The following is a 16,314-nucleotide window of genomic DNA, read 5'->3' on the forward strand; positions in this document are numbered from 1 at the left end:
CTGTTGCTCATGTTTGTTCCTTCAGTACATTTTCTTACGCAAGCAATTCTCGAAGATCATCGACCACAAGTTGAGGCTGACAATCTTGAATATTTTCACCATGATTATAGCCATAGCTGACCACAATACAATCAATACCCGCACGATGGGCCGCTTCCACGTCATTTGATGAATCACCAATCATGAGCACTTGCGCTTTTTCAACCTGATAATAATCTGCACAATGCAATAACTGACGTGGATGTGGTTTACGCTCTTCAAAACGATCACCACCTATCACATCAGCAAAATAATGTGACATCCCCAGTGCATCTACAATTAAGCGTGCAGGTTGTTCAGGCTTATTGGTCACACAAATCATGGTCTTGCCTTGCGCCATCCCCCAATCTAAAAAAGCTTGTACCCCATCAAACAACTGGGTTTCTACACATGGATCTGCATTATAGATACTTAAAAAGGTATCAAGAAGATGCTGATGTTGTGCAGCATCAACTTGGCCTGTCAGGTGTTCTAGCACACTTTGACAAAAAATAGCGGTGCCTTTACCCACCCAATCACGAACCTGCGCCTCTGTAACCAATGGAAGTTGTAGCGCATTCAAACTCATATTCATTGCACGATATAAATCTGTCGCTGAATCCACCAAGGTGCCATCCAGATCAAATAAAATCAGTGTTCGCTCTGCCAGATTTACGTTCAACATATCATCCTCATTTTCACTTCTTTCCACCACAAACAATGAAGGCATGCGATTGCATGCCTTAACTGCAATTCGAGCAAGGCTTATTTAAAGAATAGCCATGCCAAAATGGCTAAAATTACAATAGCAATCACACTCATCAAGCCAACAGATGCATTCTTCTGTTGCTCCTTTTCCAATGCGACGTGGCTAATCGGTTGCTCCACTGGCATTGGCACAGGGTCAGGCTTGACTGACGTCAAGTCTACACCTTCAGGAATGGGTGCAGGCTTAGGTACGGCAACATGCTGTGGCATCCCATCGCGTGATAACTCAACCCCTTCATGGCGTTGTGTTAATTCAGGCATTCCCTGTTCATTCATTTGTTGCGCTACAGTGCTTACTGGGACTTCTGTCTGAGCTGTCTCAGAAACTGCAACAGCTTCTGAAGGCTGTACCAATGTTTCTACAACTGGCGTGGGAGTTGCTGAAATAGATGCAACTGTATCTTCAAGGACTTTCAGCGGTGCCAATACAGAAAATTTTAGGCTTGCGAACTGAACAATATCGCCTTCTTTCAACATCACTTCAGCGACTTCAAGACGCTCATTATTTACGAATGTACCATTCGATGAACTTAAGTCCTGTACCCACAGTGCCTGTTCTCTTAAAAGAAAAGTCGCGTGTTTACGTGAAATTTCAGCAGACTGCAACACCATATCAGCAGACTGATGGCGCCCAACCAACATATCACGATCAATCGTAATTTCTTGCCCGATTAAATCGCCTGCAATAGCCCGTATTACCCAAGTCATAGCCACCTATCCTATTGTGATTTTTTCCGATCATAACATATTGAATATCCAGTCCCATTACTACAGTCTGCTTGCAACTTTGTTGCAGACGTCACCCCTAAATAATCATGCATATTATCAGGGGTTAATCGAATGGTTTCATAAGACGTTACTGGAGTCGCTAAGCTACCAACATCTAACAAATTACTTTGTGCTTTGGGTACCGCCATAACGGTCTTTTTCTCAGTCTTTCCCACCGGAGCCGTCGGCTTCACCTCAATCTTTTTCTCTGTTTGAGGTACTGAACGAGCAGGTGTCACACTTTGGCGCTGTATTGGTGGTTCAATGGCCACAGGTGTAGAGATGGTTGCTGGTTGCGTGACTGTAGCAGAAGGCACTTTTTGATAACTGGTTTTTCCTGCATTAACAGGCAACTTGGATACAGGAATACGCTGCTGATAGACATCTTCAATATTTTCAGGCAATTTTGCAAAATTACCATCTTGATCTAAGGCCAATTGCAAACTATATAACTGACTATAACGTTGTTGAGAGAGTGCTCGTACTTCTTTTGCATCTCCGACAATGGTGGGATGAATAAAAATAAGTAAATTGCGTTTTGTATTCGATTTTCCATCTGAACGGAATAAACGCCCTAGACCAGGGATAGCCCCCAAACCGGGTACAGATTGGCGCGAATACGCAGTATTATCTGAAATCAAACCACCCAATACAATAATCTGTCCGTGTTCAGCCAAAATTGCAGTTTTGATTGCACGCTTACTGGTGACCAAATCCTGCGCTTGCCCCTTACTGGCTTTGACGTCTGAAACTTCTTGTTCGACCTCTAAACGCACCGAACCGCCCTCACCAATATGAGGAACGACCTTCAAGGTAATCCCGACATCTTTACGTTCAATGGAAGTATAAGGATTGGCTGTCCCTCCTGCTGTGGTCACCGACCCTGTCACAAAGGGAACATTTTCACCAACCACAATATAGGCTTCTTCATTATCCATAGTCAAAATAGACGGTGTAGACAATAAGTTAGATTTTGTTGTTTCTTTTAAGGCCTGAATCATAGCGCCATACAGTTTACGAGAACCATCTGCACTTTCTTTATAATCACCCAAAATTAACGATGAGCCTGTACCAAGAGCACCAGCTGCGCCTGCAGCACCACCCGTTAAATAGCCCGCCGCAATATTTTTCAAACTTGAACCAATATTGTCAAAGTTAATCAGGCCGACACCGCTATTCAAATCACCTAACGCCCACTGTACACCCAACTGATCGGTGTCACTGCCTTCAACTTCAATAATTGCTGCTTCAATCAGCACTTGCTGACGGCGAATATCCAGTTGCAGAATTGCCGATTCAATTTCCCGCATCAGTTGCGGATCTGCCTTGACCAATAAAGAATTTTGCGTAGTATCGGCAATAATACTCACTCCATTGCCACTAAAACTACTAATGGCATTTTGATTATTATTGTTCGTACCTGAATTTAGATTAATTCCTGTCGATGAACCTGATGATGAATGCTCAGAATTCGAGTTGCTCATCATATTGTTGTTTGCATTATTCGAACTTGACGATGAACCACTTGAACTGGAATTTGATGACGACGATACCGCCTGCCCAGTCACTAAACCTTGTAATATTTCTGCTAAATTTTTTGCACTTGCATATTTTAAACGAAAAACTTTCAACCCACCTAGGCGGTCTGCAGATGGTGTATCCAAAGTTTCAATCATTTGGCGAATGCGCTTTCGAGTTTGCGTATCACCTTTAATAATAATTCGATTGGTGCGGTTGTCCGCAATAATTCGAACACGTGCCCCTTTTAAATCTTTTGCTGAGCCTGTAGAAGTCATCGACTCTAATAAGCCAATCATTTCTGTCGCTTGACTCGATTGAAGCGTCACTGCCTCAATGTCATTTTGCCCTGTGCCATCTAAATTACGAACAATCGTTTCAAGTTGATAAATATTACTTGCGCGGTCTGAAACAATTAACGCATTGGTTCCTCCCACTGCCGATAAATGGGCAAACTGTGGCATCAAAGGGCGTAAAGCAGGAATCAAATCATTGGCATTGGTGTTTTCTAGCCAAATAACCCGCGTCACCACCTGATCACCACTGGCACGGTGTCTTGCATCGTATGGAATGCCCGAACTTTTCACATTACTGTCGGGAACGAGTTTTATGGCATTACCCGATGGAATAGCCACCACCCCGTTAACATTTAAGACCCCAAGAAATAGATCATAGACTTCATTCTTATTCAGTGCCTTATTGGATATAACCGTTACGTTTCCACGTACACGCGGATCGACTGCGAAGTTTTTACCAGTAATATCAGCAACTTCATTAATAAATGCAGTGAGGTCGGCATCTCGTAAATTAATTTTCCATGTCTGTGCGTAGCTTGCTGTACTGGCCATTGCAACTAAAGGTGCTAAAGCGTATGCAGCAAATATCGGTCGATTATTCTTAAATAAAGCCATGAACTCTGATACTTCCTAACCTACTAAGGTGATGACACATCACTTAAAATCCTGTTGTACGGTCATCACTTGATCACCACGTTTGATTTCCAGTCTCACCTGACCTTCGTGGCGAGCTTGTTCTAATAATTGTGCTTCAGTCTGCCCTTGCCCCACAGTTTGCCCATTTAAAGACATAATGCGATCACCAGGTTGTAAGCCCAACTTATTTCTTAATGCCACAGGCGTGCGTGCTGTAACTTCAAAACCGCCACCAGCCGTCGCACTCACCCCCATTTCTTGTAAATATTGTTCACGATTTTCTTGAATTCGTTGTACCGCTTGACCCAGTGCATTGGGCATAGCTTGATTGTCTGAGTTATTGTGCTGATTATTGTTAGCTGGCGAATTGGAACCATTTAAAGGAACAATCGGCTGATTCAAACCATTTTCAATACCCTTAAATGCCAACTCGCGGACTGCACCGCTTTGGCTCCGTAAAATCACCTTATCCCAATACACTTCAGAAACGCGATAAGATGACCCTTCGACAATATCTCCAACACGATAACGTTCAGCCACCTCATTCACTTTAATGACCGCAGATGAATACTGACTGGGATAACCGACAACCACGCCTTGAAGTATCATATTTAATTGTTCATCGGCACTCGATGCACGCCCAACTTCTTGGAATAATGAAAAAGCACCAATATTGGGAACTTGAATTTGCTGAGAACCCAATTCCACACGTTGCAGTTGTAAAGCCTGTGGCGGCGCTACAAGCAACCATAGCATAGAGGCCATTTTCCAGCACAAACAAAGAATTAGAACGGCAAGCACTACTGGTGCCAAGCGATCTATACTCTGCACATTATATTGCTTCAAATTGTCGATCCAATCGCGCATCAGAAGCTCCCTTTCAATAAGGGTTGACGCGAACTGATTGCATAGGTATCTAAACCCGCTTTCCCGTTATATGAAGGAATATTTAACAATAAGCGCTGAGTCAGCTGAACGTCCATCATGAGTGTTGCATCAAGCTGTACATTCATCATTTTTTGTTCACGTGCATCACGTATATCAAATTTTAAATTACCTGCGTCATCGCTAAGTGTCCCCATCAATGCAGGAACGGTCATTCGCTCTTGACGCTGTGCAAAGGTATACAGTAATTCACCACCTGCCCATTGCAATTGCCCATCCGCTTGGCTAAAACCCTGCGTCTTTTTATATTTGAATGCAATTTCTTTCAGTTGAATCGCATTATTTGGCCATTGCCAATCTGCCAACGTTTTTAAGGTTTCTGGGGCCACTTGACCATTCAGTGATTCGACAATCAAGGTTTGACCCAAACCGTAGCCTACAATCCCTGCTAATTTAGTATTGCCACTGTGTACTTCAATATTTGCACCCAAACGCAATAGCAGTAAATCGAATGGTCTGGTTTTCCAGCTCAAGGAACCACGCAGTTGTCCTTTATTCCAATCTGCTTGTCCGCGCCAGATATTGCCACTAATATTGTGTAATGTTTGATTGTTTTTATAAAATTTTGAAATCAGCCATGCTGCTGGTATTTGCAGCATAACAAAAATTAAAAATGTGAGGACAGCAAAGATCAGCCATCGAATTTGTTTTGGCTTATTGCTCATCCCACCCCAACCAATATTTCAATTATTCTTCCCTAAAACTCTAGTTCTTTTATCCTTACATTATGCACACTTTTTCGGTGTCGCCAATTCAAAGATATAAAAAAACCAAGCCGTATTGCTTGGTTTTTTTATATTAATCCGACTTCATGACAAGCCAGTGACGCTCAAGTAGCTTTAGATTAAAAAACTCTCTAACTTCGCACCTTTTTCCAACTCTGCAACCAACCAGCGTGGTTGTTTACCACGACCCGTCCAAGTGTCTTCTGGGTTAGCTTTGCTACGATAACGTGGCTCTACAGACTTACGCGTGGTTTTTTTACGTTTGCTTGTACCAAATTCTAAAATCTGTTCAATGCTCAGACCAAGGTTTTCTGCAATTGCTAAAATTTGTGTATAAGCATCTTCAATTGCTTGGTCTTTTTTAGAAGCAATTAACACTTCAGCTTCAATTTGTAACTTCTTCAACTCTTCAACAGATAGATTACTGATGTCTGGCATGATATTCAGTCCTTAAAACGGATTTATATTATTTTGTTTCTTAAAACAGACCCATCATATTTATATTAATAAAAATATTCAATATATAAATGAGCTGTAAAACAACAATCCAACAGTTCAACTAAATAAAACCACGAAAGCCATATTTTAAACTGTATGCTGCACCCGCCATTCAATCTCTTTTATTTTATGCCGAATATTTTCAGGTATTGGGGTTTTCTTCATATTCATTTTATCAACACAAACAATCACCGCCTCACCAATCGCAACATTATTTTGCTGCGCTGTACTCCATAATACATAACTCATTCGAATTGCACTATTCCGAAGCTCTTCAATACGAACACCTATTTTCAATTGATCTGGATAGACCACTGGACTTAAGTATTTACACTGACTAGATGCCACGACTGTATAAACATCTTGCTCAAAGATATTCAACTGATCAAAATAACAAATCCGCGCACTTTCTATATAACGATAATAAACCGTGTTATTTACATGCCCAAAAGCATCCATATCACCCCAAGCGACATTTTGATTATATATGACTGGGTAGTCGATTAATTCCATCATGGTCTTTTCCAGTTATATTTTCATTTCTACAAAATTTGAATTATTTTCAAAGATTAAATTTAACTGTTTGATTAAATCATCACGACCCAATAAAGTCGATTTAATTCTTAAATAGCTCATCAGCACATCATCAGGATATAAATCTAATAAAGCCTGCGCTTCACTTAAACGTCCTGTTGCTTCAAAAACATGCCATTTTGTAAAACTAAAAACAGGTAAAGCAGGATACTTTTCTTCCCACGCATTAATATGATTTTCAATATCTGCATAATCTGGTTGCTGTTTCAGTAATTGCTGTTGAAACCATAAGTAAAAGACTTCCTGATTAAACTGCTCTGCCAATAAATGTACGCTCAGCTGTTCATGTGCCTCACTCATTTCTGGCATCCGCGCCAGTATTTTAAGCCACAAGACTTTAATATTAAAATGACGGTTAAAGATTTGATCGCTTAACCCGTGATAACGTTCTTTTAGTAGTTCTAAATCATCAACATCGGCCAAATCAAAAGCCTCTAACAAGCGCTCTAACCAAACTTGTTTAGTAACCTCATCTAAATGGCCATATTTGGTTGAACGTAAATACATCCATGGAAATTGGAGTACAAACTGTCCCCACAGTGCAGTTAAACGTTGTTCATAGGCTGTACGAACTTTATATAACCACGGTGAAAGTTCATGTTGATTCAAAAACTCTAAATGAGTTAAAGCTTTCTCACCATCTTGTTGTGCTAAATACACTTCAATCCGTTGCAATTCAGCAAGTTCAAAAGCCATTGGGTTGGTTGTATTTAAGGCAGTCAGTGCCTCATTATATTCTTGACGCATCCAATATAAACGTGCATCCATAATCCCTTTTAATAGTCCAGATTCAGTAAACATTTGCTGGATAAAATGACGCTGATCTTGTGTTGCATTTAATAACCAAACCACCGCCAACTGTTCATATGGATGAAGTTGATTAAAACTAAAAACATTTTCACGCTTACGCTTTTCACGACTCAAATAGCGCTTAGCGAGCAACCAAAGTATCTGCCCGATAAAACTTAGAAGCGCTAATAAAAGAATAAAAAACCAAAGATTGGTTTGAATTTGCCATTCACGCCAATATAAATAAACATAGCCAGGGCCATAGCCAAAACTGAGCACACTAAATAATGCAACAACCAGCAAACTCAGGAATAAATACGCGAGTAAAATTTGTTTCATATATGATTACCCAAGTAAAGCGCGTGTATTTAAAGCCGGTACAGTATTGGCAGGGATTTTTTTCAGTTCACTTAAGCGCTGAATAAAATATTGAGTTTTAGCATCAGGGAGTTGCTTAAGGGTTTGAATCACTCCTGTTAGTTCTTGCTGAAATGCAATATATTGGCCTTTTTGCAGTTGTTGCTGGGCAAGCATTAAACCCAATTGAGCTTCTTTTAAAATAATCGCGCGTTGCATTAATACGGCATTGGGTTGTTGTACTGACTCAATTTGAATCCAACGTCGCCAAAAAGAGTGTTCTGGTTGCGGTTCTGGCTGGGTATATTGGTTTTTTATTTCTTGTGCAATCGCTAGATCAATTTGATCTAGAACAGTTTTAATTTTATTTTGTTGTTCCAAATTAGCCTGAACAAATTGCATCACGATCTTTTGGTCTTTTGTTAGAACTTGGTGCAAGCTGGCTTTTAATGCAGGTGCAAGTTCATAGGTATGAACATCTAAATTCAGCTGATTCAGTTTATCTACGGCAAAAGAATACTGTTGTTGTTGCAAAGCAAATTCAACCAAATCTAATTGCTGTGCAATTAAAACCGTGGGTTGTAGTCCTCCAACAACAGATACCGTATTGGCACTTGTGGTATTTCCCTCCACTGGTGCAACACCACTTAATTGGCGGTTTATAGCAGCCAACTGATCATTCAAACTCGCATTGCGTTGCTCAAGTGCGCTCTGTTGCTGTATCAATGTGTCCTGCCCCACGCTCAGCTGATGTAAATCAAAACTGATTTTTACCACCCACAGCACACTCAAAACCAATAAGAGAACTAGCAATTTTTTCATGGAGTTCCTTGCACAACGTCAATTTGCTTCAAAATAGATTCCATTCGTAAATCTTGTAACTGAAAATAAGAAAAAGTATAAGAATAGGTCTGCTGATAGCGTGCCAACAATTGGGCTAAACGCTCACCCAAAACTAAAAAATGCGCACGATTCAATACATCAGGGTGATTTGAAATCAATGTTAACCAATTGATCCAACTAGCTTCACTGGTCACGAGCATACAATAACGCCCTGCTTGCTGAAGCCGTAAAAGATTTTTTGTCAGTATTTTTGAAGCTTGTTCAGGACATTGTCTTCGATATAAGACAAAATTTAATACCTGTACACCCTTTGCCTGTAGCGACTCCATCATAAATTGTCGCCCACCCTCACCGCGCCAAAAAGCCATGCATGTGGGTGTATGCCACTGATTTAAAATGGGCAAAGCCAACATCCCTTCTGAAGTTTCCACTTCAGGGACATGACTCTGAATACCATATTGGGCTAAGGCATGGGCTGTTGCTGTTCCCACCGCAATCCACTGCACATGAGATAAATCCTCAATGAACAAACCAGCTTGCTTTAGCCCCGCCATACCATAATGCACAGCCGAAGGACTCACCACCACAATCACCTGAGCCGTGATGAGCTGCGCGTACAATTGCATTAACGCTTGAGACCAAGGTGTGGGATGCAATTCCAGCAAAGGCAATTCCAACACCTCAATCTGCTTAGACTGTAAAGCCTGTGTCAAGTTCAAAGCCCGATCTGTTGGACGGGTGTTCAGAAACAACATCTTTTAATAAAGCGCTTTTAATAATTCATCGGCACCCTGCGACACCAAGTCTTTAGCCAAAGCCACACCGAGTTGTTCAGCTTCGGTCATTGCACCTGTTTGTGTGGCTTGCAATAAAATTGCACCATCAACACTACCGACACGACCTTCTAAATAAATGTGTCCATTTTGCAATGTGGCATAACCTGCAATCGGCACTTGGCAACCGCCTTCTAAATAGGCATTGAAAGCGCGTTCCGCACGGACACACACATCTGTCTGCTCATGCATTAATGGCAAAATATAGTCTAAGACGGCCTGATCGTCTTCACGACATTCTAGCCCTAAAGCACCTTGGCCTACGGCAGGTAAACTAATGTCAGGGGTAAGCGTATGGCGAATACGCTCTGCTAAGCCTAAACGTTTGAGACCCGCACTGGCCAAAATAATCGCATCATAATTGCCCGCATCGAGTTTAGATAAACGAGTGCCGACATTGCCACGCAAGTCAATAATATTTAAATCGGGGCGTTGCTTTAAAATTTGGCATTTACGACGCAAACTGGAAGTGCCGACTTTGGCTCCTTGTGGCAATGCATCAAAATGAGAGTAGGTATTCGATACAAATGCATCTAAAGGATCTTCACGCTCGCAAATGACCGCCAAGGTTAAACCTTCAGGCAGAGCCATCGGCACATCTTTCATTGAATGCACTGCTAAATCTGCGCGACCATCCAGTAATGCAGCTTCAAGTTCTTTAACAAATAAGCCCTTCCCGCCAATTTTTGCCAAAGGCGTATCTAAAATTTTATCGCCCTGTGTCACAAATGTGACTAATTCAACAGTGACATCGGCATGTAAAGCTTCCAAGCGAGCTTTAATATGCTCTGCTTGCCAAAGTGCTAAAGGGCTTTGTCGAGTTGCAATTTTCAGGGTCTTCATAAATTTTTAACAGCTATCAGAATAAATATGATTCTAAACTTATCTTGCTGATATTAAAATGCAAGTAAATTTAGGCCTAATGACAACACTTATTCATATTTACTGTTTTATAATTTATGAATTCGCTCGCGCAAATTGGGCAAATGCCTGCGACTTACCGCAAGACGTTCCTCTAATTCACGACAACGCACTTGATATTGGCCAGAACTAATTACTTCTAAACCATCTAAAAAACTCACAGAGACTAAGGCATTACGATGAATACGGATAAACTGATCGCCAAATTCTGTTTCTAAGTCCTTTAAAGTTTCATCAATTAAAACACTGCCATTTTTGTGGCGCACAGTGACGTATTTTTGATCTGCCAGAAAATAATAAATATTTTCGACGGGCACCAATTCCACACCACGATAGGTTTTGGCCGCAATCTGATGGCGATTAATTTTGAGTTCTTCCATAAGTTCTTTTTGTTTTATATCGCTCATTTGAGCTTGGGTGAGTTTTATTAAATGATCTAAAACCTGTTGTAATTCTTGTTGCATGACAGGTTTGAGCAGATATCCCTCTGCGTTTGATTTAAATGCATCCAATGCATGATGGTCATAAGCCGTACAAAAAATAATTGCTGGCATTGGGTCTAATTGGCGTAAAAAACTGGCGCAGGTCAGCCCATCCATTTCTGGCATTTGAATATCTAAGAGCACCACATCTGGTTCAAGGCTCTGAGCCAAATCAATGGCTTGCTGTCCATGTGTCGCCTTACCCGACACCTGATGTCCCAATTGTGTTACTAAACGTGACAATCGCTCTAATGCAAGTGGCTCATCGTCACAAATTAGGATCTCCATTTCTCCTCCTTTCCTCAGCTAACATCATTTTTTTTATTGGTTAACTGCGTTGTTTTACTTATATCGATACTGCACTACAGTGGTAAACATACCATCCCCAGCAAAAGTCTGAAAAGTCACAGAGCGCCCATAATAAGCCTTAAGTCGCTGTTTTACATTTTCGACCGCAATACCATGTCCTTGACGTAAAGTTATTTTATCCTGTGAATAAGGATTAGTAATGACGATATTGACTTGATTTTGCAATATTTCGATCAATATGCTTATCGTACTCTTTGTTAGAATTTTTTCAACACCATGGAAAACACTATTTTCAATCAAAGGCTGTAAAGTCAGAAGTGGAATTTGTACGCGAGAGTAAATTTCTGGATTGACCAATTTCCATTCTACACTTAAGCGCTCTCCCAACCGAATCTGTTCAATGGCTAAATAGCGCTGACTCAGCTCAATTTCTTCCTGCAAACTCACCAACTTTAGTTCCTGAAAACTAGCACGAAATAAACGTGAAAGATTCAGCAACATTTGTTCTGCTTTGTCTGGATCAAGACTAATTAAACTAATCACACTGTTCAAACTATTGAATAAAAAGTGGGGATGAATACGCGCTTGCATAGCCTGAACCCGAGCATTTAGTTCACTATGTTGCTTTTGTCCCCATTGTTCGCGCAAGTATAAATAACGAAAACAAAATGTCCCCAACAGCACACCGTAGCTTAAATTCAAGCTCACATGTGCAAATATACGTTCAGCACTTAAAGCTGAAAGCGTAAAATTTTGGCCAAAGTACACTAAAATATTTAAGCCAATGGTGGTAAAGAGCACAATGCTCTGTAACAGCACAAAACCCAAAATTAATGTCAGCCTTAGCCCTAAAGGCGATAAACGTCGTTCAAAATATTCGGTAAAAGCAGCAAAGGCCAAGAGCACCCAATTAATAAATAAAACGTACTGCATTAAGCCACTAAAACTAAGATTCCCCCAAGACTGTGCCTGCGCTAAAGCCAAAACCATGGCCAGAATATTCCCAGCAATAAACAGTTCCAGCAAATATTGCCAACGTCCTGCACGGGTAAAAAAATATACGGACTGCATTAGGCCTCACCCAACTCAAAAGATAGATGAACTTGCCCTTCGGCAAGTGACCTTGAATTTGCTATACTCTTTTCAGTTCTACTGCTTTTTATCTTATTGAGCCGACATGACCACATCTTATAATTCCTCAAATCCGTCACAACCCCAAACTTCGGGCATGTGGGGCGGTCGTTTCGCTGAAGCAACTGACGCTTTTGTTGCTGAATTTACAGCATCTGTACAGTTTGACCAACGCTTTTATAAACAAGATATTGCAGGCTCAATTGCACATGCAACCATGTTGGCAAAAGTCGGCGTTTTAAGCGTTCAAGAACGCGATGATATTATTCATGGCTTAAACACCATTCAAGCTGAAATTGAAGCAGGCAATTTTGAATGGCGCATCGACCTTGAAGATGTGCATATGAATATTGAATCTCGCTTAACCCAGCGTATTGGTATTACAGGTAAAAAGTTGCACACTGGCCGTAGTCGTAACGACCAAGTTGCGACGGATATTCGTTTATATGTCCGTGATGAAATTGATGCAATTTTACAATTACTGGAAAAATTACAAAAAGGTATTTTGGGTTTAGCGGCTAAAAACACCAATACCATTATGCCGGGTTTCACCCACTTACAAACAGCACAACCTGTGACGTTTGGCCACCATTTAATGGCATGGTTTGAAATGTTGGTACGTGACTCTGAACGCCTGATTGACTGCCGTAAACGTGTTAACCGTCTACCATTAGGTTCAGCCGCACTTGCAGGTACAACTTATCCGATTGAGCGTGAATACACTGCGGAGCTTTTAGGTTTTGAGGCAGTCTGTGAAAACTCTCTAGATGCTGTTTCTGACCGTGATTTTGCCATTGAATTCAATGCTGCAGCCTCACTCATCATGATGCATTTATCACGCATGTCTGAAGAAATGATTTTGTGGACATCGGCACAGTTCAAATTTGTCAATATTCCAGACCGTTTCTGCACAGGCTCATCTATTATGCCACAGAAGAAAAACCCAGATGTTCCTGAGTTAATCCGTGGTAAAACAGGTCGTGTTTATGGCGACTTGATGAGCCTTTTAACGCTGATGAAAGGTCAACCCTTGGCATATAACAAAGACAATCAAGAAGATAAAGAGCCTTTGTTTGATGCGATTGATACCGTACGTGGCTCACTCATGGCATTTGCAGACATGATTCCAGCCTTGGTTCCAAATATTGAAATTATGCGAGAAGCCGCATTACGTGGTTTTTCAACTGCGACTGATCTTGCAGATTATTTGGTCAAAAATGGCGTGGCTTTCCGTGATGCACATGAAATTGTGGGTAAAGCTGTTGCACTCGGTGTTCAAGAAGCCAAAGATTTGTCTGAACTTACACTAGAGCAACTACAACAATTCTCTGACTTAATTCAAGCCGATGTCTTTGAAAAAGCACTGACACTTGAAGCATCAGTCAATGCACGTAATCACATTGGTGGTACGGCGCCGACTCAGGTTGCTGCTGCCATCGAACGTGCTTACACTCGCTTAGAAAAACTCTACGCTTAAGGAAGACTGATATGTCTCGACAAGTTTTTTGCCGTAAGTATCAAACAGAAATGGAAGGTTTGGACTTTGCACCCTTCCCTGGTGCTAAGGGTCAAGATTTTTTTGACAATGTTTCCAAACAGGCTTGGCAAGAATGGCTCAAACACCAAACCACGTTAATTAATGAAAAACGTTTAAATGTGTTTGAAGCAGATGCTAAGAAATTTCTTGAAGAACAGCGTGAAAAGTTCTTTAGCAATGATGAAACTTTAGAAAAAGCTGAAGGCCTAAAGCCTGAGTAAAAAGTACTTTTTCCTCAAGACAGCGACGAAGCCTACATAGGCTTTCATTAAAAAAAGAATCTCCATATTGTGGGGATTCTTTTTTTATACATTGTTCTAGCGTGGGCTTTAATCTGAAAAAGAGTCTCTATTGGGATTTTTCCATTAAAAACATAGCTATGCCTTAAAATAACACCAACTGAACTCGTGCATCAGCATAACTCTAAAATTAAACAGTAGCGCTTTTATCGAAACACTAAAACCTTATCTACACATACTATTTATTAGAAGACAGTTGAGAACACGTTTAAAAATTCAATCATCAACAATCTCTGACTAATATTTATCTTAAAAGGTCTGAATGTAAATAAACGATACATTTCTCAAAAAAACGCAACATTACACTACAAGAACCCACATGATTTTAAAAATTGAATTTCCTATAATCAATGCCAAGGAGATGGAAACGTCTCTATATAATAGGAAATACCCCAATTTTCTTCCCAGATTTCCCCCAAAATCTGGGAATTTTTTTGTCTGTTATTTTAGGTTTATTTTATAAAAAATATTCAGACCATAAAAAAGCCCCTATCTCAGGAGCTTATTTTAAATTCACAATTAAGGTTGTTTCAAATAAGGCCATGCCGCTTTTAAATAAATAAACATGGACCACAATGTCAAAATAACCGCGGTGTATAGCAAGCCATACGCCAACATCTCTAAAGGTTGCCAATTCAATAAGAACACTGAAATTGCAATCATCTGAAAAGCCGTTTTATATTTACCCACCGTCGAAACCGCCACACTGGTACGTGCACCAAGCTCTGCCATCCACTCGCGTAAGGCCGAAACCGTAATTTCTCGTGAAATAATGACAATAGCCGCGAAGGCCATCGAAATACTGGGTTGCCACTGAACCAAAACAATCAGTGCAGCTGCCACCATGAGTTTATCTGCAACAGGATCTAGAAAACGACCAAAAGCAGAGGTTTGATTCAGCGTTCGAGCCAAATAGCCATCAAACCAATCAGTGATCGCAGCAACGACGAAGATCCCAGTCAGCAATATATGTCTGCTCATACCGGCACCATGGTCTTCAATTCCCATCACTGGTGGCCAATACGCCACAGCTAAAAATACAGGAATTAAAGCAATTCGCGCTAAAGTTAAAATATTTGGAATATTCAGGATTCGACCTGCAGTCATAGACACCGCCAATGTTTCCCCTTTATGCACGATGTAAATGCACAATAGATTGAGGATTTACCCTTCGTTAATACAGCTCACTTTATACGAAATGACCGAAAGTGTCACTAGGCAAACACAGTAACGGTCTGCCTTGAAATTGCAATCAAACGGTTATTGGCATCCCACAAATAGGCCGATTCAGTCGCGTAGCCATCTCCAGCATAGTCTGTAAAAACTTTATATTTTAACCAGTCTTGTAATTCAGCCTGCAATGGATGTACACAAGTCAAATGCCAATTTAAAGAACTGGCAGGGGCCATAGTTTTATACATCGGCAATACACCCGGTGGCCACATATCAAAAGCCACCATTAAATCTGCATCATGCATTGGCCTATTTTCATGTTGTGCAGGGTCAAATCTAAACCATCCACCAAAATCAGGGGATTTTGCTCCTGTGCATGGATACTGACCTTCAGCCCATATCATTTGCATTTGTTTAAAACATTCAGGTGCTAAAGGATGATGCTGTGCAATCTTGAGCTGTTCTACAGATGGATAATCAGGTGCTGTACACTCCTGATTGACTTGAATACTTGATTCACGTTGCGTGCCAAAACTCGCCAACAAAATACTTTGTACGGCATCGTCCTGCCATAAACGTACTTCAACCGTGGTCACCGACTTCCCTTGTCGCAAAATTTCTGCCGTTAGTTTCGCCTTTGCCAACTGAACTGGCCCGACAAAAGTGATACTGACACTGAGCAAGCGCTTGCTGTCATCGGCAATGCTGGCTACGGCTTTTTGCATCAACATACCCGCAACCAAACCACCAAAAATTGTACGCCCTTGTAACCAACCCGTTGGAATATCGACCCATTCCGACTGATTAATTTGTTGATATAAGTGTGTTAATGCCATCATCCTTCCTCGCTCATGTCTTATTGCAGTATATTTAG

The 16,314-nt window shown here is 40.9% G+C and carries 15 protein-coding genes and 2 pseudogenes; 2 read left to right on the top strand and 15 right to left on the bottom strand.

From position 1 onward, the window contains the following. Positions 1–34: 34 nt before the first annotated feature. From BBP83_RS01405 to BBP83_RS01465, 13 genes and pseudogenes are all read right to left on the bottom strand, one after another. A complete protein-coding gene (locus tag BBP83_RS01405; RefSeq protein ID WP_068885948.1) occupies positions 35–703 on the bottom strand; it encodes a phosphoglycolate phosphatase in 669 nt (222 codons plus the stop codon). 80 nt (positions 704–783) lie between these two features. Beyond that, positions 784–1,494: an FHA domain-containing protein gene (locus BBP83_RS01410; protein WP_068885629.1), complete on the bottom strand. Its 711-nt coding sequence runs from the start codon at positions 1,492–1,494 to the stop codon at positions 784–786. Positions 1,495–1,730: 236 nt separating this feature from the next. Beyond that, positions 1,731–3,983: pseudogene (gene gspD, locus BBP83_RS01415) on the bottom strand (type II secretion system secretin GspD); the annotation flags it as partial. A gap of 39 nt (positions 3,984–4,022) precedes the next feature. Then, positions 4,023–4,871, bottom strand: coding sequence for a type II secretion system protein N (locus BBP83_RS01420; RefSeq protein WP_068885630.1), 849 nt, complete (start codon positions 4,869–4,871; stop codon positions 4,023–4,025). After that, positions 4,871–5,614, bottom strand: coding sequence for a type II secretion system protein N (gene gspN / locus BBP83_RS01425; RefSeq protein ID WP_068885631.1), 744 nt, complete (start codon positions 5,612–5,614; stop codon positions 4,871–4,873). The genes BBP83_RS01420 and gspN overlap by 1 nt, the downstream gene beginning before the upstream one ends. Positions 5,615–5,788: 174 nt before the next feature. Continuing rightward, entirely contained in the window at positions 5,789–6,115 is a 327-nt protein-coding gene (locus BBP83_RS01430) for an H-NS histone family protein (RefSeq protein ID WP_068885632.1), read from the bottom strand. 144 nt (positions 6,116–6,259) lie between these two features. Continuing rightward, on the bottom strand, positions 6,260–6,688 hold the full coding sequence (locus tag BBP83_RS01435; RefSeq protein WP_068885633.1) for an acyl-CoA thioesterase: 429 nt from the start codon (positions 6,686–6,688) through the stop codon (positions 6,260–6,262). A 12-nt stretch (positions 6,689–6,700) separates the two neighbouring features. After that, the gene (locus BBP83_RS01440; RefSeq protein ID WP_068885634.1) at positions 6,701–7,894 is read right to left on the bottom strand and encodes a heme biosynthesis HemY N-terminal domain-containing protein; all 1,194 of its coding nucleotides are present in this window, start codon (positions 7,892–7,894) and stop codon (positions 6,701–6,703) included. A gap of 6 nt (positions 7,895–7,900) precedes the next feature. Next, the gene (locus BBP83_RS01445) at positions 7,901–8,734 is read right to left on the bottom strand and encodes a hypothetical protein (RefSeq protein WP_068885635.1); all 834 of its coding nucleotides are present in this window, start codon (positions 8,732–8,734) and stop codon (positions 7,901–7,903) included. After that, a complete protein-coding gene (locus tag BBP83_RS01450; RefSeq protein WP_068885636.1) occupies positions 8,731–9,510 on the bottom strand; it encodes a uroporphyrinogen-III synthase in 780 nt (259 codons plus the stop codon). The genes BBP83_RS01445 and BBP83_RS01450 overlap by 4 nt, the downstream gene beginning before the upstream one ends. A 3-nt stretch (positions 9,511–9,513) precedes the next feature. Next, a complete protein-coding gene (hemC, locus tag BBP83_RS01455) occupies positions 9,514–10,431 on the bottom strand; it encodes a hydroxymethylbilane synthase (RefSeq protein WP_068885637.1) in 918 nt (305 codons plus the stop codon). 107 nt (positions 10,432–10,538) lie between these two features. Then, positions 10,539–11,279 carry a LytR/AlgR family response regulator transcription factor gene (locus BBP83_RS01460; RefSeq protein ID WP_068885638.1) on the bottom strand — a complete coding sequence of 247 codons (741 nt, stop codon included), beginning with the start codon at positions 11,277–11,279 and terminating at the stop codon, positions 10,539–10,541. Between the two features lie 54 nt (positions 11,280–11,333). After that, positions 11,334–12,487: pseudogene (locus tag BBP83_RS01465) on the bottom strand (sensor histidine kinase). Between BBP83_RS01465 and argH the strand changes: the two are divergent. Both argH and BBP83_RS01475 read left to right on the top strand, forming a co-directional pair. Next, positions 12,478–13,908 carry an argininosuccinate lyase gene (gene argH, locus BBP83_RS01470; RefSeq protein WP_068885640.1) on the top strand — a complete coding sequence of 477 codons (1,431 nt, stop codon included), beginning with the start codon at positions 12,478–12,480 and terminating at the stop codon, positions 13,906–13,908. The pseudogene BBP83_RS01465 and the gene argH overlap by 10 nt on opposite strands. An 11-nt stretch (positions 13,909–13,919) precedes the next feature. Further along, positions 13,920–14,189 (top strand): oxidative damage protection protein, encoded by a 270-nt coding sequence (locus BBP83_RS01475; protein ID WP_068885641.1) that lies wholly within the window; start codon positions 13,920–13,922, stop codon positions 14,187–14,189. Positions 14,190–14,786: 597 nt separating this feature from the next. Here BBP83_RS01475 and pgsA read toward each other — a convergent pair. Together pgsA and BBP83_RS01485 are read right to left on the bottom strand one after the other, a co-directional pair. Beyond that, positions 14,787–15,374 (bottom strand): CDP-diacylglycerol--glycerol-3-phosphate 3-phosphatidyltransferase, encoded by a 588-nt coding sequence (gene pgsA, locus BBP83_RS01480; protein ID WP_068885642.1) that lies wholly within the window; start codon positions 15,372–15,374, stop codon positions 14,787–14,789. Between the two features lie 107 nt (positions 15,375–15,481). Next, positions 15,482–16,276 carry a thioesterase family protein gene (locus BBP83_RS01485; protein ID WP_068885949.1) on the bottom strand — a complete coding sequence of 265 codons (795 nt, stop codon included), beginning with the start codon at positions 16,274–16,276 and terminating at the stop codon, positions 15,482–15,484. Positions 16,277–16,314: the final 38 nt, after the last annotated feature.

This window comes from Acinetobacter celticus, from assembly GCF_001707755.1.
Taxonomy (GTDB): domain Bacteria; phylum Pseudomonadota; class Gammaproteobacteria; order Pseudomonadales; family Moraxellaceae; genus Acinetobacter; species Acinetobacter celticus.